Genomic DNA, 22,620 nt, shown 5'->3' with positions numbered 1-22,620 from the left:
ATTATTGGTTACCTTGCTGCAGCAGTTCGTTGACGTAGCGGTCAATTTCACTGGTGGTATTTTTAATGTTTGAATTGTCACACTCTGTAATGTGCTGTTCTAACGTTTCACAAAGCTGCTTGCCTGGTGTCAGATTAAGCATGGCAAACACGCCCTTCAGGCGATGCGCAGTCTGAGCAAGCGAACTCAAATCGCTTTCTGCGGCCTCATTATACAATCTCTTTACATCATCTGGTACTGTATCGACGAAGAGCTGGAAGTACCCCGGCGCGAAAAGCTGCGCCGTGTCCTGCTCTTCTTCCGTCTCGTCCAGGGCCAGCTGGAGCTCAATAAGCTGTAACAGCGCATCCTGCATTGCGCTACTGATATTGAAATTGACCCTGAACTGGTCACGAGAAAGCGCACTGTAGCCAGTTTCGTCATCCGCGAGCAACAGCGCCCACGGTGTCAGGTTCGCCGGATCGTCCGTTACCAGCACATCATGATCCTGTCCGGAAAAACGCTCATCAGGCGTAATACAGTTGGCACCCCAGTTTTCAAGCTGATGAACGACAATCTTTCTGACTTCATCCACGGTGATATCAATCAACGTTGTCAGGCCTTCCAGCAGCTTCTCTTCCTGCACCTGCAAATGCTCCTGCGGTGCGTGGATCTGGATGCTGTAGCGAGTGCCGATATCCGGTCGCGCCACGATTTCCAGGTGCCCGCCAAGCTGCTTACAAAGCTGTTTGCAAAGGAAGAAGGCCAGTCCAGAAGCCTGGCCGAAGCGATCCTGACTGGTTTCTCCGAGGAACGGGAAATCAGTATTTCCCATCTCATCTACGGTCAGGCCGGCACCGGTATCCACCATTTCAATGGCAAGCCTGTCTGGCCGATCAGCGGGATGACTCACCTCAATGCTGATCCGACCCCAGCTGGTGCTGGTAATCGAATAATGCAGCAGCGTAGTCAAAATTTTATAGAGTGCGCGACGGTCGCCAAAGCGGTTCTCATCGCTGTTAAGGCGATTACTGACGACCAGCTTCAGGCCTTTGCGGCGCATGGAGGGCAGGGCTTCTGTCACCAGCTCATCCAGCACGCTTTGCAAATTAAATGCGCCAGCATCGGGTGCCCAGTCATGCGTTTCAAGACGGTTAAGCAGCACGATATCGTCCACCAGACGCCGTAAAGCATGCGACTCTTCCAGCGCATCGTTGAGCGATTCAGCCGGCTGCGCTTCGCTGATGGCTTGCAGGTGATGGATAACGCTGGCCAGTGGCGCATTCAGAGCATGCCCCAGATTTTGCAGTAGCTGCTGGCGAGTCTGATGACTTTTATCCAGAACCTGCTGCGCCTTTTGCAGCTTTTTGTTCACCAGCAGCTCACGATCCTGATCGCGCATCATAAACAGCTGGGTATTAGCGGAAAGCAGGCTGCGGGCGTGGCGGATCTCATAAACCTCGTTGTTCACCGTCGCCTGTAATACGCCCTGATGCTGATCGGACATATTGATAATCTTTTGCAGATTAAGATGCGGCAGCAGGTGCTCGGCAATTTTGTTGCTGATAATAGTGCGATTGTTGGCAAAATCATACACCAGCAGACCGACCGGCATGCTGGCAACGATCTCATCATTGAGAATACGCAGCGATTCCAGCTCGGCGCTCTGGTTTTCACTCGGGCGAAGCGACTGCTGACGCAGCATAAACAGCCCGCCCAGTGAGAGCAGCAGCAGAACAAAGTTTGCCAGTAGCGGCCACATCAGGTTGCGTAATGTATCAACGATAAGCCCCAGCACGGGTACGCGATAAACCAGCTGGAGCGGGGTGCTGGTTAACGAAGCCGCAATCTCCACGTTAGGGTTGAGCAGCGTAACCGTGGTGGTATGCGTGCCGTCATCCACATCGGTGCTGTTACCGGAGACGGTGTTGTCCTGCTTAAGCTGGAAATTTTCCAGCGGCATATTGAGTGGAATAAGATCGTTAATCGGCAGATCAAAAGCCACAACCGTTGCCAGGTGGCCCGGCTGGTTAAAGGTGGTGCGTACGGTGAAGTAATGGTCGTTTTGCCAGGTAAAGCGCCGCAGAGGAGAGAAACTTTCCCGCTCGTCCAGCGCATTCGCCTGCTGAAGCATTTCTGCCCGCCGTGCGTCGACGATATTGCTAATCGCGCTCTCTTTATAACGCGTGGCCATATCCTTTAGCGGCAGGGTAGAGACCAGGATCATACTGTTGTCCTGACCGTTGAGGAAATACATCGACCAGGTACTGTTTTCAGCGCCCCACAGGGTATCAAGATAGTTGGACATCCGCAGGGTCATATCCAGCGTACTGCTGTCGTGCGAGCCAAAGATCAGCGCTTCGGTCTTACGGCGCGTTTTTTCCAGATAGTAAACGTCAGGACGCAGGCGAGTTTCCTGCAAGCTGTTTGGCGGCGTACCTGCGGCATTAGCGGCCAGATTTTCGTAAATCTGCCAGGTAGCAAAACGATAGGTATCGATACGCTTCTGCATGGCATGGGCGATATCGGCCATGGCGTAGCGTTTCTCCGTCAGCCAGGCATTGACGGCATTGTGGATCATAAACCCTGACGCGAGCAGCAGGACCAGAATAAACATCACAAAGAAGCGAGTGACATTACCCGAAGTCAGAGGAAATTTGTATGGCAACATAGCGTAGCTTAAGACCCCAGTTAACGTGTAAGCAGCCGGGCGCTGGCAGCGACGACTGGCAGCAGAACGGTAATAGCGCGAAAGGCTACGCTCAGGCTGTACTTTAATGCAAGCAACCCTGTCAGGATCGAGCCTGCCAGAATACCTGTATAAGTGTGGATTGTCATGGAGGAAATGGACCTGACAGGCGGCAGTATCAACAGGCTCATAGCATCACCCCTATTGGAATAGTTAAGCAAATTGCGTATATCTCAGGTCACGTTTCCGCCGCAGAGGCCATTACAGGTTGGGCATCCTGCATTGTCATATTTCCTGTTCAAAGCCAGGCTCCATTAGCACTACTTTTTATCACATTTAGCCAGATTTACGAAGAAAACCCGATGAAAAAAATCATTTTTCATCAAGGTTAAAACCTTGGCTGGCGCTACCGCTGACGTTATTAACCTCGAAAAACGCGCTTGTTAATGAATATTTGTCCTTAAGTGCTATTTTCCAGATAACTCCTGGCGAAACGGTGGAAATCTCACCTTAACTCAAATCATTGGCAGCAGAGGAAAATTACCCGCTCCGGGAAATGCAGTTTTCATTGGGTTGTGTAAAAAACAGGCAGTTTTTCGATGGGTATCTTTTGCCAGATTCCGTGACAGAATATAAATTTTCGCTAAATAAATCCTGACATATCTTATGGACACTCGTCCTTTTTTTACGCTTTCCCTGCGGTTTACTTACAGAATCTTAAAGTTTTTCTTTAAGTTAAATCAAAAGATTACCGCGTATGCAGCCGGGTAACCTGCATCATTTTGGTAATTCGATAAATTATAAGCTACATCATATGATTAATTTTTTTTATCTTTTCGATAAATATTAATCAAGTTATGTATCCGGATATTTCTTACTATCAGAAAAGAAAAATTTAAAAAAGATTAACCATTCAGTTTGGTTTTTTAACTTGTTTTAACAAATTAGCTCCCATTGGGATCGCTTACGCACCGGGTAAAAACCACTCCCTTAACCGGGTCTGGCTATTCATTACTTTGTGCGCAAACCTGAAGTTTTTCTTCACTTTTGCGCGCGAAACACTAATGCATACTTTGGCGCACAAGAGGTTACTATGGCTCAGCTTACTGACGGCAGCGTGGATATTCTTTCTCGCGACGATGGCAGAATCCTTTCACAGGCCGCAGCAGGGAACTCAAATACGGTTCTCCTCAATCAACCCAGCGTAGTTAGAATTCACGGCACCCGGGCGATGGTGAGCGAGTTTGAGCGACAGGGTAACGATCTTATTGTTCACATGCGCGACGGCCAGACCGTCCGCTATCAGCAGTTCTTCTTTGATGACGTCGATGGCGACCACAGCGAGCTGGTTTTCGATGATGGCGTAAATCCTCCTGAACATGCGTTATTCCCTGTTACCAGCGAGTTTGCCGATGCGCAAACGGCCATGGCGATCGCGCCGGAATATGAATCTCTGGGCGGACTCGATCCGCTGTTGCTTGCTGATACCGGGGCGGGAACGGGTGTTATCACCGCTGCGGGTATCGGTGCGCTTGGTCTGGCAGGCCTCGGCATCGGTGCACTGGCAAATGGCGGTGGCGGCGGCGGCGGTGGCGGCGGTGGCGGAACCGCACTGGTCAGGCCAACTATCGGTGTGAATACCTTTGCCGGTGATGACATTGTTTCGGCAGCAGAGAAAGGCGTTGCTCAAACGCTGAGCGGCACGACAACGGGCACGGAAGCCGGTAACACCATCACCATCGTGCTCAATGGCGTGACGTATACCACGACCATTGCCGCAGACGGCACCTGGAACGTTACCATTCCAGCAGCCGATCTGGCCGCGCTGCCAACCGGTAACAATACCCTTTCACTGAGCGTGACCAATAACGCAGGCACCACGGCGACCACCAGCGACACGATCGCGGTGGAAGCGAGTACCGTACAACCGGGTGTACCGACCATCGCGATTGCCGCTTTTGCGGGCGATGATGTGCTGAATGCCGCCGAGCAGCAAACGGCGCAAACGGTAAGCGGGACGACGACCAACGTCCAGCAGGGCCAGACCGTTACCGTAACCCTTGGTGGTCAGACTTACACCGCAACCGTGGGTGCAGATGGTACGTGGAGCGTAGCGGTACCGGCTACAGCACTTCAGGCGCTGGCGGCGGGCGCTTCAACGATCGGTGCGACCGTGACGGACACCGCTGGCGTCTCAGCAGATGCGACACACAACTTCACGGTGGAAGCACTGGCAGGCACCCCGGCCATTACCATCGCCGCCTTTGCTGGCGATGACGTACTGGATACCACCGAGCAGCAGGCGGCGCAGACCATCAGCGGGGCAACCGCCAACGTTCCACAGGGGCAAACCGTTACCGTGACCTTAAACGGTCAGACTTACACCGCAACCGTGGGCGCAGATGGTACGTGGAGCGTATCGGTGCCGGCTACTGCACTTCAGGCGCTGGCGGCGGGGACAACCACAATCAATGCCAGCATAACGGATGCCGCAGGCGCAACGGTCACGACCACGCATGATTTTACGGTCGCGGCTGCCGGTGTTCCAACAGTCGCAATTGACGCCTTTGCCGGTGACGACCTGCTGGATGGCGCAGAGAAATTGCAGGAACAGACCCTCAGCGGTACCACCACCAACGTTGAGCAAGGTCAAACCGTTACCGTGACGTTGAATGGCGTCACTTATACCGCTACCGTTGATGCTAACGGTGCGTGGAGCGTCGCGGTACCGGCTACGGCCTTACAGGCGCTGGCGGCGGGAACAGCCACTATTACCGCAGACGTGACCAACGTTGCCGGTACGCCAGCAACGGCGACGCACGATTTCACCGTCGAGTCTTCCGATCTCAGTAGCATTAGTATTAATCAGCTCAGCGGTGATGGTTATCTGAATATCACTGAAGCGCAGTCCGATCTGACTGTTTCCGGTTTTGCCACCGGGATCCCGGCAGGGACGGTAATCCGGTTAACTCTGCATGGGCGTCTTTACAGTACCACCGTCAACGATGATGGCAGCTGGAGCACGACCATTCCCGCGGCAGATCTCCAGGATTTGCCACAGGGTTCGAATTTAGTCATTGCGACTGCGACGCTGGCCGATGGCACGTTGGTACAGAACAGTACGGCCAGCGCGCTTGAGGTCATCACCACTCAGCCGAATGCCAATGTGAACGTGCCGTTTGGCGATGCGGTATTAAACAGTAGCGAAGCGGGTATGGCGCAAACGCTGGCCGGGAACACGGGCGTTACCGGGCCAGGACAAACGATTGTTGCCACGGTTGGCGGCACGGATTATACCGGTACGGTGAATAATGACGGCAGCTGGACCGTTTCCATCCCGCCTGAAGCGCTGCAAGGTTTACCGCAGGGCAGTACTGATATCACGGTCGTGGTCACCGACCCGGCAGGTAACAGCACTACCTCGACCACACCTGTAAACGTTGTCACGGTGGCGCCTGCATCAACTGTTCTGCTGCCGGATGCGCCGCTGAATCAAACGGACGTTACGCAACCGCTCACTATCAGCGGTGTCAGTGACGGCAGTCAAAATATTGCCGTTACGCTGAATGGCATTACCTATACCACCACGGTCAATCCTGACGGCAGCTGGAGCGTGAATATTCCCGCCTCCGATCTGCAACAGATTGCCAGCGGCGATTACCCCGTTACCGTGACAAACACCGACAGCTATGGCAACAGCAATACGCAAACCAGCACGCTTTCGATTGCCACCACGCCACCGACCGCGACGGTTGATACCATTTCTGGCGATGGCTACGTTAACGCCGGGGAATTTGACCTGCCGTTAAACTTCACCGGCACCACTCAGCCAGGCAATACGGTTGTTGTCCGCCTGGACGGCGTGGATCTTGCTGCCACCGTTGATCCAACTACCGGCGCATGGACGGCCGCGTTGACCGATGACATTAAAGCCGCCATTGCGGATGGCACCTATGTTGTCACCGTGGTCACCACTGACGCGGCAGGTAACAGCAGCGAAATCTATTCTTCTGTCACCTTCGCCACGACCCAACCGATTGTTACGGTAAATGCGTTAACAGCCGATGGGATTCTCAACGGCGCAGAGGTGACCGTTGCTCAAACGCTAACCGGTACGGCAACTAACGTGCAGGCAGGCAGAGAAATCACCTTAACGCTGGCCGACGGCTCGACCTTCACCGGCACGGTAGAAGCGGGAGGAGGCTGGAGCATTCTCTTACCGGCGGCCACGCTATCGGCGCTGGCTAACGGCACGCAAAGCTATAGCGTTACCGTGAGTGATGCAGCAGGAAATACCAGCAACACGACCGGCAGTTTTGACGTGGCGGTAGACAACAGCGTTGCCACGCTGGCCGTCGGACCCATCAGCGGCGATAACGCGCTGAACGCCACTGAAGCGCAGTCCGATCTGGTGATCGGCGGGAGCAGCGCCGGTCTGGCAGCAACGACGCCGCTCACTGTTACCTTTAACGGTGTTGACTATACCTCGGTAGTGAATGCCGACGGCACCTGGACCGTTACGGTCCCCGCTGCGGCGCTGACGGGGCTGGCTAACGGAAACTACACCGTGGCCGTTACCGGTACCGATGCAGGCAATAATCCTGTGACCAGTGAAAGCCAGCTGGCTATCCGTACAACTTTCCCGACTCCGGCAGATATCACCCTGAACTCACCTTTCGGCGATGGCGCCCTGAATGCAGCGGAAACAGCGACGCCGCAAACGTTAAGTGGCAACAGCGGTACCACCGCAGCGGATCAGACCGTGACGGTCAATATTGGCGGAGTCGATTACCCGGCAACCGTTAATGCCACCACGGGTGACTGGAGCCTGACGTTACTGCCAGAGGTGCTGCAATCTCTGCCGAACGGCAGCAGCGATATTATCGTTACCGTCACCGACTCGCTTGGCAACACGGTTAACAGTACCACGCCGGTGACGGTGGATACCGCTCCGCCAGCGCTGGACGCAGTAACAGTGGGCGACGGCAGCACCATTAACAGCCAGACGCAAAACCAGCCGCTGGCAGTGAGCGGGACGGCAGAAGCAGGCAGCACCGTCAGTGTGGTGCTGGATGGCGTCACCTATCTCACGGGCGCTGATGACAACGGTAACTGGAGCCTGAACATTTCTCCGTCGACGCTGCAATCGCTGCCGGACGGAAAATATGATGTTACCGTCACCGCAACGGATGCCGCAGGCAACCAGACCAGTTCACTGGTTCCCATTACCATCAGCACGGTTGCGCCGGTAGTGACGGTCGCGCCGGTTTCGGGTGACGGTTATCTGAACGCCGCCGAACATGCCGCCGCACTTAGCGTTGCCGGTACGGCCGATGCGGGTTCAGCCGTGGTCGTTTCGCTGAACGGCGTCACGTATAACACCGTTTCTGATGCAGCAGGAAACTGGAGCGTTGAGGTTCCTGCCGATGCGGTCAATGCCTTAACCGACGGCACCTATGGCGTTAACGTACAGGTAACTAACCCGGCAGGAAACAGCAGCAGCACGCTCCAGCCGCTCACCGTTGTGGCGCAGGCCGCTTCCCAGCCGACCATCACCGTAGCCGCCTTCGCGGGGGATAACGTGCTGGACGGTGCCGAAAAAGGACTGAATCAGCTGGTCACGGGCACTACCACCAACGTCACCGCCGGGCAGCCGGTCACGCTAACGCTAAATGGTCAGCAATATACCGGCACGGTTCAGAGCGATGGCAGCTACAGTATCGTCGTTCCGGCCACCGCTTATTACGCGCTGGCGAACGGGGCACAAAACTATACGGTGGCGGTCAGCGATGCGGCAGGGAATCCTGCCACGACAAGCAGCACCTTTACTGTTGATAACACCTTTAGCGCCATCGCTATCGGCATTGTCAGCAATGACAATATGTTGAGCGCAGCCGAAGCGCAAACGCCGCTGGTGATTTCTGGTAGCAGCCGTTTCGTCGCGTTTGGCGCGCGCATTCTGATGCGCTTCAACAGCGTGGATTATGAAACAACCGCCAACGCCGACGGCAGCTGGAGCGTGACCGTACCGGCCAGCGCATTAGCGGGCCTGGCTAACGGCAGCCAGACCATTACCGCCACCGCGACTGATATCAACGGCAACACCATTACCACCACGCAGGCACTGGATTCGGCAGTTACGCCTGATTTCAACCTGACGCTGAATCCGCCGTTTGTTGATGGTTCACTGAACGGCATTGAAGCCACCAGCGATCAGCAACTTTCGGGCAACACGGGCGTAACGGGCACCGGCCAGACCGTCAGCGTGGTGCTGGGCGGCATCACCTACACCGGCACGGTAGATACGGACGGTAACTGGTCAGTATTACTGCCGAATGCGGTGCTTCAGGCATTGCCGCAGGGCAGCAACGCTCTCAATATCAGCGTGACCGATCCGTCAGGTAATGCCACCAGCCTGACGACCACCTTTACCGTCGACACGCTGACACCTACCCTGACGCTGGATGCGATCGCGCAGGACAATCGTCTGAATCTGGCTGAGCAAAACCAAACGCTGACGGTGAGCGGCAACGGCGAGGAAGGCGATACCGTTAGCGTACAGCTCAATGGCAATACCTATACCGGCACGGTAACGGGCACCGGCAGCTGGAACATTGATATCCCGTCTGCGGCGTTACTGGATCTGGCTGAGGGCAGCTATAACGTGACGGTGAGCGTCACCGATGCCGTGGGCAACGTCAGTACGGTGATCCGTACGCTGGATGTCGATCTGACGCCGCCAGCGGTGACGGTCAACACCGTTTCCGGCGACGGCTATCTTAACGCGGCAGAGAGCAATCAGCCGCTGGTGGTGAGCGGCACGGGTGAGACGGGCAGCACCATTAGCGTGGATTTAAACAACGTCACCTATACCACCGTAGTAGGGGCTAACGGCCAGTGGACGCTGACCGTTCCTAATACGGCGGTTAATGGTCTGGCGGACGGTAGCTATACGCTAAACGTGACGGCCAGCGATCAGGCTGGCAACACCACGGTGACCACCACGCCGCTGACCGTTAGCACCTCGGTTCCGGTAATTAACGTTAACGACGTCACCGACAACAACGTGGTCGACGGTGCGGAGCAGCAAACCGACCAGATCATCAGCGGTACAACGACTAACGTTGAAGTGGGTCAGCAAATTACCGTGACGCTGGATGGCGTCGATTACACCACCGCGATCCTTGCCGGCGGCGGCTGGCAGGTGACGATCCCGGCAGCCGCGCTAACGGGGCTGGCGAATGGTGCGCAAACCCTCACCGTAAGCGTGACCGATGTGGCAGGCAATAGCAGCAGCGTTGATAAAGCCTTTACCGTCGATAACACGCTGAGCAGCGTTGCCTTCGATCCATTAAGCGCCGATGGTTATCTGAACGCGCAGGAAGCGCAAACCGATCTGTCGGTGACAGGGACAACCACCAACGTTGCCGAAGGCAGCACCGTTACTTTTACCCTCGGCGGCCAGACCTACACCGGCACAGTGGCGGCAGACGGCAGCTGGACGGTGACGGTGCCTGCGGCCGATTTGCAGGCGCTGGCGGAAGGGCCGCAAACGGCCACTGCCAGCGTCACGGCGAACAGCGGTGTGGTCACCAGCGAAAGCACGCTGGACGTGTATATCGATCGCGTGCCGGATCCAACGCTTCAGACGCCATTTACTGACGGCACGCTGACGAACGACGAAGCGGGCATTACGCAAACGCTGAACGGCACCACCGGACAAACGGGCGATGGCCAAACGGTCACGGTCAATATTGGCGGCACAGATTACACCGCCACGGTGAACAGCTCCGGCCTGTGGAGCCTCGATCTTTCTCCGGCCATTCTTCAGGCGCTACCGCAGGGGCAATCCGCTGTAACGGTGACAGTGACTGACGTGGCGGGCAACACCTCTGCTATTACGCCTACCCCCACCATCACCGTTGCCACCACCTTACCTGCGTTAACGGTCGATCCGCTGGCGGGCGGCGACGGCATCATTAATGCTGATGAGCAGGGAAATCCACTGACAGTCAGTGGGACAGGTACGGCAGGCGATACGGTGAATGCCACCCTGAATGGCGAACAGTACTCCGCTACCGTCAACGATGACGGCAGCTGGACAATCACCGTTCCGGCGGCGGATTTGGCGGCGCTGGCAGATGGTCCTTACGCGTTGCAGCTGAGCGTCACGGACGCCTTCGGCAATACCACTACGCAGAACCTGCCGCTGTCGGTGGATACCGCAACGCCAACCTTTACCGTGGATCCGATTGCGACGGACAACATCATCGATCTGGCTGAACAGGGTCAGGGCGTTGATGTTACCGGTACGGGCACCGCAGGCGATACCATTGCCGTTACGCTGGGAGGCGATACCTTTAATGCCACCGTCGGTGCAGATGGCGTGTGGACGGTAAGCGTTCCGGCTAACACGCTGACCAACCTGACTGAAGGCGACAACACCGTCACCGTGTCGGCCACCTCGGCGGCGGGCAATACCGCCAGCCAGGATACAACCGTTGTACTGGATACCGCGATTGATGTCGGCCTGATCGTCAACACCGTGGCGGGCGATGATATTGTTAACGCGACCGAAGCGGCGCAGGGCTTTAACGTCACGGGCAGCGTGCCGGATGCGACGACCGCCGTGGTGGTAACGTTCAACGGCACAAGCTATCCGGCGACAGTCGGCGCAAACGGGTTGTGGACCGCTGCGATCCCGGCCAGCGCACTGGGCGGTCTGGCCGATGGCGATTATCTGGTCTCGGTGACCGCAACGCCAGCAACGGGCGGCGCGATTACCGTACCGGCGACCATCACGCTTGATACCGCTCTGCCAACCTTTACCGTTGCGGCAGTTTCCGGCGATGGCTTCCTGAATACGGCCGAACAAGGGCAGCCTCTGGATATTACCGGGACAGGTACGGCAGGCGACAGCGTGCGCGTCACGCTTAACGGCTCCGTCTACACCGCGACTGTCGATGCCGACGGCAACTGGACAGTCACCGTGCCGGATACGGCGTTAATCGCGCTGACCAACGGGAGCTATCCGCTTAACGTTACCGTCACCGATCCGGCGGGCAATACCGCTACGCAAAGCAGCACGCTGGCGGTCGATCTCACCGCACCGCTGCTCACGGTCAACCCACTGAGCGGCGATAATATCCTCAATGCCGAAGAGCAGTCGCAGCCACTGACGGTTAGCGGTACGGCTGAAAACGGCGCGGCGATTACCGTCACGCTGGAAGGCGTTGACTACACTGCCACTGCCGCCGCCAACGGGCAGTGGTCCGTGGCAATTCCAACGGCCGATCTGCTGGCGTTAACCAACGGCGACTATACGCTAACCGTGACGGCAACGGATGCGGCGGGCAATACCACCACGCAGGACAGTACGCTCACCGTGGTGGCGGACGCCAACACGCTGCCGGTGCTGACGGTGGATAACTTTGCGGGCAACAATATTCTTGATGGTGCAGAACAGCAAGTTAATCAGGAGCTTAGCGGAACCACCACTAACGTACAGCCAGGCCAGCTGGTTAGCGTGACGCTGAATGGCGTGACCTATATCGGCACGGTACAGGCCAGCGGCGCATGGAGCATCACTGTTCCGGCAGCGGACCTGGTTAACCTGCCTTCCGGCAGTACGCAAAGCTATGTGGTTTCCGTAGGCGATGCGGCAGGCAATCCGGCCACGGTATCGGGAAGTTTTGATGTCAACACCGATTTGAGTGCTATCGCACTCGATCCGATCAGCGAAGATGGCTATCTCAATGCCATTGAAGCGCAAAGCGATTTAACCCTCAGTGGCACCGCGTCGAATCTGCCGGAAGGGAATACCGTGACGGTCACGCTGAACGGCGTAGATTACACCGCGACGATTCAAAACGGCGCCTGGAGCCTGGTGGTTCCGGCAGCGGATCTCGCGGCATTACCTGATGGCGTGCAGACAGTGACCGTCAGTGCCACAGACGCCGGTGATAATACGGTGACCAGCGACGCGACGCTCAATGTTGCCATTGCCACACTGCCAACGGCCGTTGCAGCAACGCCATTCACTGACGGAACCCTGAATGCTGACGAAGCGGCGACGGCACAGACGCTGACCGGCACCACGGGCGTCACGGGCGATGGACAAGCCGTGAGCGTGGTGATTAACGGTCAGACTTACACCGGGACGGTGGATGGCGACGGCAACTGGAGCCTGGTGCTGCCAGCCAGCGTGCTGCAATCTCTGCCGCAGGGCGATACCACGGCTCTGGTCACGGTCAGCGATGCGGCTGGCAATACGTCGACCTCGGATCTGACGCTCAGCGTTGATACGCTGCCACCGGCTGTCACGGTGGCGGATATTGCCGGAGACAACACCCTCAATGCGGCTGAACAGGGCAGCGATCTGCCACTTAGCGGGACGGGTGAAGCGGATTCCGCGATTGTCGTCTCACTCAATGGCGTGAATTACACCGCTACGGTTGGGGGTGACGGCCAGTGGACGTTGACCATTCCGGCTGCCGATTTGGCGAACCTGGCGGATGGCGATTACGTGGTGAATACCACCGCGACCGATCCGGCAGGCAACAGCACGACGGTTGAGTCGCCGCTGACGGTCAAGGCCAGCGCGGCTGGCTTGCCAACTATCAGCGTCGATCCGTTTGCCAGCGACGATACGATCAATGGTGCCGAGCAGCAAACTACGCAATACCTGACGGGTACCACCACTAATGTTGAAGCGGGCCAACAGCTGACGGTAACGCTCAACGGCGTGGCTTACTTTACCCGCGTGCTGGCGAGCGGGGCGTGGCGGGTTGCTATTCCTTCTACAGCGCTCGCTGCACTGGAAGATGGAACCTCGACCTTCAGCATTTCCGTGGCGGATGCGGCAGGCAATCCGGTGACCACCACTCGCGACATCACCGTTGATGCAGGCGCGACCGGTATCAGTATCGATCCGCTCAGCACCGATGGTTATCTGAATGCGGTCGAAGCACAGGATGCGTTAATCGTCACCGGCACAACCGTGAATATTGCACAGGGCACGCCGGTCACTGTCACCTTTAACGGGCAGACCTTTACCGGTGCAGTGGGCGCAGACGGTACCTGGAACGCCATTATTCCAGCCTCTTCTCTGGCAGGCCTGCCGGATGGCGCGACGACGCTAACCGTTGCCGTGACGGACGCTGGCGGCACGACAATCACCAGCGATGGCACGCTTAATGTGCAGGTTAATCAATTGCCTCTGGCGACTGCCGACGCACCGTTTAATGACGGCGTACTGAACGGCAGCGAAGCGGCAACCGCGCAAACGCTGACCGGCACCACCGGTTTGACCGGCGATGGGCAGATTGTGACGGTCGTCGTCGGTGGCATTACCTATACCGGCGTGGTTGACGCAAACGGCAACTGGAGCGTTAGCGTTCCGGCCGCCGATCTCCAGGCATTACCGCAGGGCGGCAACACGTTGCAGGTTACGGTCGCGGATGCGGCGGGCAATACTAATGTGCTGGGCGTGCCGGTCATCGTGGATACCGTTGCGCCAACCGTGACGCTGAACACCATCGCGGGCGATGGCATAGTGAATGCGGGTGAAGCCGCAGCGGAAATCACCGTTAGCGGCACCAGCACCGATGCGGAAGCGGGCCAGCTGGTTACCGTTTCGCTTGCCGGACAAAACTACACCACGGCGATTGCCGCAGACGGCAGCTGGACGCTTCAGCTCCCGGCGGGCCTGTTGCAGACAGCCGTCGACGGAACGTATCCGTTGACGGCGACCCTCAGCGATGCCGCAGGGAACAGTACCACGGCAACATCGGATATTACGCTGTCGACCGTGTCGCTACAGCCAACGCTGGATACGCCGTTTACCAATAACTATCTGAACACCGCAGAAGCGCAGGCCGACCAAACGCTGAGCGGCACCACCGGTGCGACAGGGGCAGGCCAGACGGTCACGGTGAATATTGGCGGCATTGATTATTCGGCCGCCGTGGATGCGAACGGCGGCTGGACGCTACCGGTGACAGCCGCAACGCTGCAAGCGCTTGGCGAAGGCATTCAGACCGTGACCGTAACCGCTGCGGATGCGCAGGGCAACACCGGCACGGCCTCCACGTCGATTACCGTTGACTACACGGCGCCAACGCTAACTGTCGATCCGGTCGCGGGCGACAACATCATTAACGCGGCAGAAAGCTTACAGCCGGTCACCATTGGCGGCACCGCTTCGCTGAGCGAAGTGGGCCAGCTGGTGACTGTCACCTTTAACGGTACCGCCTATCAGCAGACGGTGCAGAACGACGGCAGCTGGCTGATCAATCTGCCGTCCAACGTGGTGCAGGGGCTGGCGGATGGCGCTTATCCGGTCACCGTGAGCCTGACCGACAGCGCAGGTAACGTCTCGACTCAGGATCTAACGGTCACCGTTGATGCTGCTGCGGCAAGTTTGCCAGTGATTACGCTGGATGCCGTAACGGGCGATAACTACATTAATCAGATTGAAGCCGGACAGGATCTGATCGTCACGGGTAATGTCACGAACGTCACTGAGGGACAGACCGTCACGGTGACTCTCAACAGCCTGACGTACACGACACTGGTGCAGGCAGATGGAACATGGAGCGCGACAATCCCGGCTGCTGACCTCGCCACGCTGCCTGATGGCGCACAGAATATCAGTGCCGCAGTTGCCGATGCGGCGGGTAATCCGGCGAGCGTTACCAGCCAAATTACCGTCATTGCTCAGGCCGCCGATCTGCCTGCCATCACTATCAATCCGATTACCAGCGATGACGTCGTCAATAATCAGGAAGCGCAGGACGATCTGCAAATTAGCGGAACCAGCCAGCGTATTCCTGCTGGCGATACCGTCACGGTCACGATGAATGGGAATGCCTATGTGGCAACAGTAGATGCCGATGGCAACTGGACCACGACCGTTCCGGCGGCTGATGTGCAGGCGTTGTCGCAGGGAACCAACACCGTAACGGCCAGCGGGAATGACGTGGCGGGCAACGTCGCCACCTCTACCGTTGATTTCACCGTCGATACGGTGCTGCCAGTGCTGAGTGTCGCTACCAGCGCCGGTGTCGACAACGTGCTGAACGTTTCTGAAGCGGAAGCCGGGCTGGTGGTCAGCGGCACTACCGACGCCGGACTGCCTGTTACCGTCACGTTGAACAACAAAACCTATTCCGCGACGGCAGCCGCCGACGGGACATGGAGTCTGACCATCGACAGCGGCGATTTGCTGGCGCTGGCGGACGGGCAGACACCGCTAACCGTCGCGGTAACGGATGCCAGCGGCAATACCGCCACCAGTGACCTCAGCCTGGGTGTGGCCATCAATGCTCTGCCAACGCTGACGCTGGATACGCCGTTTACCGATGGTCTGGTCAACGCGGCAGAAGCAGGAGCCGATCAGATTCTGACCGGTAGCGCGACCAACCTTGCTGAAGGCACGGCCATTACCGTTACCGTTGAAGGGCTGACTTTTGCCGGTGTGGTAAACGCGGACGGCACCTGGAGCACAACCATCCCGGCAGGTTCGTTGACCGGTCTGGGAGACGGCGCTTATCAGCTTGCCATTACCACCACCGATGCAGCCGGAAACCCGGCCAGTGCCAGCGGCAGTATCGAACTGCTGGTTGCGCCGCTGCCGGCCATTACCATCGCCACGCCATTTGTTGATGGGTTGTTGAATGCCACCGAAGCGGGTGTCGATCAGCTTATCAACGGCAATACGGGGATTACCGGAGCGGGCCAGACGGTTACGCTAAACATTGACGGTAACGACATTACGGCCACCGTAGACGAAAGCGGTGTCTGGAGCGCTACGCTAACGCCAACGCTGGCCGCAACGCTGGGCAACGGCGACCATACTATTACGGTTAACGTTGCCGACCGCGCGGGTAATACCAGCACCGATTCGCTGGTCTATACCGCCATCGTCACCGGACTGCCTGATCCAACGCTGGTTCAGCCATTTACCGATGGCGTACTGAATGCGGCAGAAGCAGCCGCGGGCGGCACGCTGGATGGCACCACCGGCATTACCGGCGCACAAACTGTCACCGTGGACATTAACGGCACGGCCTATACGCCAGTGGTTGATCTTGCCACCGGCGCATGGAGTCTCGATTTACCGGCGGGCACGCTGACTACGCTGCCGGACGGCACCTTGCCGATTACCGTTACGGTAACGGATGCCGTCGGCAATGTGGCCTCGGCTACCGATAATCTGGTTGTCGCGGTAAATACGCTGCCTGCCACCACCATCGATCTGCCCTTTGGCGATGGCCAGCTCAACGTGGCGGAAGCAGCCATCACCCAGACGGTTAGCGGCAACACCGGCATCACCGGTGCCGGTCAAACGGTAGCGGTGACTATTGATGGCGGCGCACCGCTAACGGCAACGGTTAATGCCAACGGTAACTGGACGCTGGATCTGACCACTGACCAGCTGACGGCACTGAGCGATGGCACCCATACCTTTGCCGTTACCGCCACGGACAGCGCGGGCAATGCCAGTACGGCCACCCTTGATTTCAATGCCTTGCTGACGCTGCCACAGCCTACCGTTGACGGACCGCTGTTTACCGACAACTTCCTGAATATTGCCGAGGCGGGCGCGGCGATTACCCTGACCGGGACAACCGGCGTTACCGGCGCGAACCAGGGCGTTCAGCTGCAAATTGACCTGGACGGTATTGTCTATACCGGAACGGTTGCGGCAGACGGAACCTGGGCGGTGCCGCTGCCTGCCGGCGCGTTAAATAGCCTCGACGATGGCGCGCACAGCGTTAACGTGACGGTCATCGATGCCGCAGGTAACACCAATACCAGCAGTCTGGATTTCACCTCTCTGCTGACGCCGCCAGTCCCTGCGCTGGCCGTGCCGTTCGATAACAGCTATATGAACGGTGACGATGTGGCAGCAGGCGCTGCGCTAACGGGAACCACTGGCGTGGCGGGCGATGGACAGACCGTCATCGTCACCATCGGAGCCACTAACTATCCGGCAACGGTTGCCACTAACGGTGCATGGACGCTGGATCTCAATACGGCGCAGCTCAACGCGCTGGGCGAAGGATTGCAGAACGTCACGGTTGTGGCGACCGATGCGGCAGGTAACTCGGCAACGGTAGCGGGCAGCTTCACGGTTGATACGATTGCGCCAGTGGTTAACATCGATCCGTTCACCGGAGATAATGCGCTGGATTACGCTGAAAGTCTCACCACGCAGCTGCTGACCGGGACATCAACCGGAGCCAGTGAAGGACAGATCGTCACGGTAACGATAGGTACCGCATCCGTTGAGGGCGTGGTAGCGGCTGACGGCAGCTGGTCAGTGAACCTGACGCCAGTGCAGCTGGCGCAGCTCGGGACGACAGGCGATACCGGTACTATTACCGCCTCGATCGCTGATATTGCGGGCAATGCCGGTACGGCTACCACCGACGTAACTGTCGATCTCACCCCACCTCCGACGCCGCTGCTCTCGCTGAATCCAATTTCTGGCGACAACGTTGTTAACAGCACTGACGGCGCGACGCTAACGGTGAGCGGGACCTTCGCCAATCTGCCGACCACCGGCGGCGCAGTAACGGGCACCGTAGCGGTGACCATTAATGGTGTGGCGCAAGCGGCAACATCTGCCGTTGTCACCGCTGACGGCATCTGGACCATTACCGTTCCTAACACCACGGCGAATATTGCGGAAGGCACGGCAACGGTCACGGCAACCCTGACCACCGATCAGGGCACGACGCTCACCTCCTCCAGTCAGGTACTGGTGGATCGCATTGTGCCAACCGTCACCGTCAACACCTTTGCCGGTGACGATGTGCTGAACAACAGTGAAGCGGCCACCTCGCAAACCATCACCGGTACCGCCTCGGTCAGCGAAGCGGGCAGGGCAGTGACCGTCACGCTGAATGCGAAAACCTACACGGCGATCGTGCAGGGCGACGGCAGCTGGTCTACCACCGTTGGCGCAGGCGATTTGCAGGCGCTGGCACAGTCCGGCCAGACCATTACCGCGACCCTGACCGATGCGGCAGGCAACGTGGGCACCACGACGCACGACTTCACGGTTGATACCGGCGCGCCGCTGATTCAGGTGGATGCGCTCCTGGGTGACAACGTGCTGAACGCGACGGATATCCTGACAACCCAGGTGTTAACCGGTACGGCATCGGGCGCGGAAGGACAGACTATCGGCCTGTATGTCGGCGACAGTTCGCCAATCGCCACGGCGATAGTCAATGCCGATGGCACCTTTAGTCTGGATCTGACGCCTGAGGTGTTAGGCAGCCTGACGGATGGTGCTCTGGTGTTTGGCCTGCGCGTCAGTGATGCTGCGGGCAACGCCACCGATGCGACGTTAACGGTGAATAAGGTGGTTAACGCTGCGCTGAATCTGGTGGTGGATACGGTCTTTGGCGATGGCTTCCTGAATGCGGCGGATACCGCAGTTGCACAGACGATTACCGGCGTGGCCAGCTCGGCAGGCGTTGGGGCAACCGTCTCGCTGACGCTGGGTGGAACGACCGTTAGCGCCGCAGTGGGTCAGGATGGCCGTTTTGCGCTGGTGGTGCCGCCAAGCCTGCTGGGCTTGTTAAGCGATGGCAATACCTCGCTGAATCTGGTGCTGACCGATGCGGCGGGCAATACCCGCACCGTCGGTGAAACGGTTACGGCTATCCTGGAAGCACCGGTGATTAACGCGATTACCGGCCTGTTTGGCGGCGACAACCTGCTGAACATTGCTGAAGCGGCAGTAGCGCAAACCATCGGCGGTACCATTAACGGTACAACCGGCTCAACCGTGACCGTGACGCTGGGCAGCAAGTCTTATCAGACCACGTTGCAGGCTGGCGGCGCCTGGAGCATCAGCGTTCCGGCACTGGATCTGGCCGCACTAACCGCCGGCAATCAGACGCTGGGCGTTACCGTGGTGGATCCGGCAGGGAACGTTTCTTCCACCTCAACCACGCTCGGCATCTTTACCGCTCAGCCAACGATTACCCTCAGCCCAATCTTTGGCGATGGCATCCTGAACGTTGCAGATGCGCTGGTTAATCAGACCATTAGCGGCACGGTCAATAACGTGGCGGCAGGCAGTATTGTCACCCTGACGCTGGGCAATGCCAGTGTCCAGGCGACCGTTGGACAAAACGGCACCTTCACCGCGACCGTCACATCAGCCATTCTCAGCACGCTGACCGACGGTAATCTGACCGTAGGCGCGAGCGTAACGGATGCGGCAGGCAACACCGCTACCGCGTCGAGTGCGCTGTTGACGAAACTCACGGCACCGGTGGTCAGTATTGCCCAGCTGTTTGGCGACGGCTTGCTGAATCTGGCGGATGCCGCGCTGGGGCAAAACGTTACCGGGACGATCACCGGGGCGGAAGCCGGTTCTCGTGTGGTTGTCACCGTAGCCGGTACACAGTTTGTGACGACCACGGCCGCGAACGGCGCGTTTAGCGTGGCGCTAACCCCGGCCATCCTTAAAGGACTGGCGGATGGCAATCTGACGGTGGGCGTCAGCGTTACGGACGCGGCGGGTAACACCAGCAGCGCCACGGCGGGGGCAATCGTGGGGGTGCATACGCTGCCTGCGGTAACGCTGAATCCGCTGTTTGGCGACGGCGTGCTTAACCTGGCTGAATCGCTGGTGACGCAGACGATCTCCGGTACGGCAACCAACGTCGCTGCGGGCTCAACCGTCACCATTGCGCTGGGAAATACCACGGTAACGGCAGTTGTCGGCCAAAACGGTGCCTATAGTGCGCAGGTTTCCCCGGCTATTCTTAGCACCCTGCTGGACGGCAACCTGACGGCCAGCGTCTCGGTCACCGATGCGGTAGGTAACGTTGCCAGCACAAGCGCTGGGTTAAAAGTGGGTATTCACACCACACCAACGCTGACGGTGAATACCGTGTTCGGTGACAGCGTGCTCAGCGCCAACGACCTCAGCACCGTGCAGACCATTAGCGGTACCGCCAGGAACGTGGCGGCGGGTTCAATCGTGACCGTGACGCTGAATAACGTCACTTACACCGCCACGGTGAACAGCAGCGGCGGCTGGACGCTGAACGTACCTAAAGCTGATTTGAGCGCGCTGCCAAATACCGTGCTGACGGTAAACGCTTCGGTGACGGACAGTCTTTATGGCAACACGGCAACCAACACCGGCACGCTGATCAATATTGCTCAGACTCCGCCATCCGTCACCATCTCCAGCATCTTTGGCGATGGCCTGCTGAATGCAGTGGATGCAACCGCGGCTCAAACCATCAACGGCACAACCACCAATGCGGAAGGTTCAATCCTTACCGTGCGGGTGGGAACGGCGACGTTAACGACGACGGTGGGTGCTAACGGGACCTGGAGCGTTTCCGTACCGGCTGCCACGCTGGCGGCGCTGGCCGATGGCACCAGCACCGTGACGGCCAGCGTAACGAACTACGTCGGCAATACCGGTTCTGGCACCGATACGGTGGTGATTAAAACCCATACGCTGCCGACGGTTGCAATCACCAACAGCACGGTATTCGGCGGCGATCACTACCTGAACCTTAGCGAAGCAAACGTTGCGGAAACCATCAGCGGTACCTCCACCAACGCGGTAGGCAGCACGGTTTCGGTTAACGTGGCGGGCAATGTTTATACCACCACCGTGGGCAGCAACGGGGCATGGAGTATTACCATCCCTTCCGCCACGCTGCGATCTCTTGCTGACGGCAGCTACACCATCAATGCAACGGTCACTGATACGGTCGGTAACACCTCGACCGGCAGTAATACCTTTACGGCGAAAACCAATAACCTGCCGATTGTGGGTGTCGATCCGGTGCTGAGCCTGGTCAGCGTGCTGGTCAACGGACTGACGATCTCCGGCGGCACGCTAAATCTGGCACAGGGCACCACCGTCAACGTTACGCTAAACGGCACCACGCAAACCGCAACGCTGGATGCGTTAGGGCGTTACAGCACCAAATTTACCGGTGGGCTGTTAACCACCTTAAGCCTTAACTCAATTGTCACCGTAACGGCCGTAGACGTGGCGGGTAACCCGGCGAACACCAGCACGACGCTGTTACTGGGTTCACTGTTGCCAACAACGACGACCTCGGCCGTGGCCGCGACCACCCTGTTGGCAGTTGCAGCAGATGATGCAACCGCGGTGGCCGCCGCTGATAACAGCGATACCACGACGGCGCAGGCAGCGACGGCCGCACGGGTGGCGACAACCTCGGAAACCAGCGACACGGATTCGTCAACCGTTGCCAGTACCACTTCTGACTCAACAACGACGACGGACGACACCACCACCACCGCCACTGCGGCAACGTCGGATGACAGCGGCTACACCATCGGCGGCCTGGTAATCGCCTTCGCGGATGGCCACACCGCAGAGGGCGCTTCCGTTACCGGCGGAACCGGCGACGATACTATCACGCTGAATACCACCAACTTTACGCACATTGATGGAGGAGCAGGCACCGATACGCTGGTGCTGAACGGGGAAAATATGACGCTGGATCTCACCTCGCTGGGGCTGAAGGTCGAGCATATCGAAGTGATCAACCTGGGCAGCAGCGGCACCAACAGCATCAAGCTGGATCTCAACGAGGCGCTGAATATCACCGACAGTCAGAGCAACGATTTGGTGATTAAAGGGGTGACAGGAGACCAGGTCACGCTGGCCAACGGAGATGGCGGCGTCTGGGCAACCACCGCGCAGCGCACGGTAGACGGGCAGGTTTATGACGTTTATCACAACTCGGCGCTGGCTTCGACCAACACGCTCGGGGACGTGCTGATCCAGCACGCGCTTCAGGTTCACGTTGTGTAACAAAGACTTTCTCTGCGCGGGGGGTGAAATTCCCGCGCAGGGCGTCTAAAGTTAAGAGGAAATTATCAATAGCGAGACGGTGACAGTTTCAAACCTAAAATCAGACCGACAA

2 protein-coding genes are annotated in these 22,620 nt (G+C 58.0%); one reads left to right on the top strand and one right to left on the bottom strand.

The features are described from left to right. Nucleotide 1: 1 nt before the first annotated feature. Entirely contained in the window at nucleotides 2-2,650 is a 2,649-nt protein-coding gene (gene rcsD / locus AAGQ96_RS14550; protein ID WP_147198930.1) for a phosphotransferase RcsD, read from the bottom strand. Between the two features lie 1,111 nt (nucleotides 2,651-3,761). On the opposite strand from rcsD, the gene AAGQ96_RS14545 reads away from it, so the two are divergent. Continuing rightward, nucleotides 3,762-22,508, top strand: a complete 18,747-nt coding sequence (locus tag AAGQ96_RS14545) for an Ig-like domain-containing protein (protein WP_342753901.1) — start codon at nucleotides 3,762-3,764, stop codon at nucleotides 22,506-22,508. Nucleotides 22,509-22,620: the final 112 nt, after the last annotated feature.

The sequence above is a fragment of the Pantoea sp. MBD-2R genome, from assembly GCF_039134845.1.
Lineage (GTDB): Bacteria > Pseudomonadota > Gammaproteobacteria > Enterobacterales > Enterobacteriaceae > Erwinia.
The sequence above is the reverse complement of the archived record's forward strand: the minus strand, read 5'-3'. Positions and strand labels throughout refer to the sequence as shown.